Genomic DNA, 921 nt, shown 5'->3' with positions numbered 1-921 from the left:
AATTGTCCTATTAGTTAATAGTTTGATAAAACTAGATTTGAATGTAATTTGAGGTTGTCGAGTTCGATACTTGGCTGCCAACAATATCCCCATCTTTGACCATTATCTTGTAGCGAATCACCCCCACGTCTTTTCTAAGACAGTGAATCCGGCGGTAATCTTGTAAATGATTATCTCGTCTCACCAATAACTCTAACACAACAGGCTCATTTCCGTTTTTCTTCATCATTCCTCACTCCTGAACTCAGTGTTTTCCAGAGCACTACGAATGCGCCAATATTCATCAAAGCAGATAGGATTAGGAGTGGCTAATATCGAATGCCGAAGCACATCTTTAGCCACTTCATTAGATACATTGAGATATTGCTGGGTAACAAATAGTAGCTTGGAATAGCTGGGGTGGTTAAGCACTAATGGTTTCTTTCCTTTCACTCTCACCTCAAAGCGCTCGATGACATAATCATCTTCATCAGCATCAATGCATACCCAATCATTAGTGTTCATAGTATTTTACGATTCCCTGTTTGAGCACCAAAACCCTCGGTATTTAGCCCTAAAGCCAAACACCAAAGCGGGGCGATATCAGGAAACACAAACTGTTCTGTTTTCTTTGATGCACCTCCTATCGCTGTATTTTTAAGCGATAAGTTAATATGCATCAGCTTATATTCATAAAGGGCATCAGGGTTCATTTTGAACTGGAAGCCATGCTGTCGAACTAGGCGATACCTTACGCTCTGTAAATCACTTTGAGCCAACGTTAAACGATGCAACTCTTTCACAGATAGATAACGGTCACAATGTTCAACAAACACCTTGGCAACTTTCGCTAAGTCACTATCTGGGTTAGCTAAACTCTGCTCCCACTTCCAATATTGTTGCTTGAGCTTTACCGTCATTACATTTCTTCCACTTTATATT

3 protein-coding genes are annotated in these 921 nt (G+C 40.2%); all 3 read right to left on the bottom strand.

The window, feature by feature from the left end; all coding sequences use genetic code 11:
* Positions 1 to 31: 31 nt before the first annotated feature.
* From MD535_RS25650 to MD535_RS25640, 3 genes are read right to left on the bottom strand one after another with little or no spacing between them, the layout of a single operon-like run.
* The gene (locus MD535_RS25650; RefSeq protein WP_265678114.1) at positions 32 to 229 is read right to left on the bottom strand and encodes a hypothetical protein; all 198 of its coding nucleotides are present in this window, start codon (positions 227 to 229) and stop codon (positions 32 to 34) included.
* The gene (locus MD535_RS25645; RefSeq protein WP_265678113.1) at positions 226 to 504 is read right to left on the bottom strand and encodes a hypothetical protein; all 279 of its coding nucleotides are present in this window, start codon (positions 502 to 504) and stop codon (positions 226 to 228) included. The genes MD535_RS25650 and MD535_RS25645 overlap by 4 nt, the downstream gene beginning before the upstream one ends.
* On the bottom strand, positions 501 to 899 hold the full coding sequence (locus MD535_RS25640; protein WP_265678112.1) for a hypothetical protein: 399 nt from the start codon (positions 897 to 899) through the stop codon (positions 501 to 503). Before MD535_RS25640 ends, MD535_RS25645 begins: the two co-directional genes overlap by 4 nt.
* Positions 900 to 921 lie beyond the last annotated feature (22 nt).

The organism is Vibrio qingdaonensis, from assembly GCF_026191675.1.
GTDB classification, from domain to species: domain Bacteria; phylum Pseudomonadota; class Gammaproteobacteria; order Enterobacterales; family Vibrionaceae; genus Vibrio; species Vibrio qingdaonensis.
This window is presented reverse-complemented; position numbering and strand designations above follow the sequence as displayed.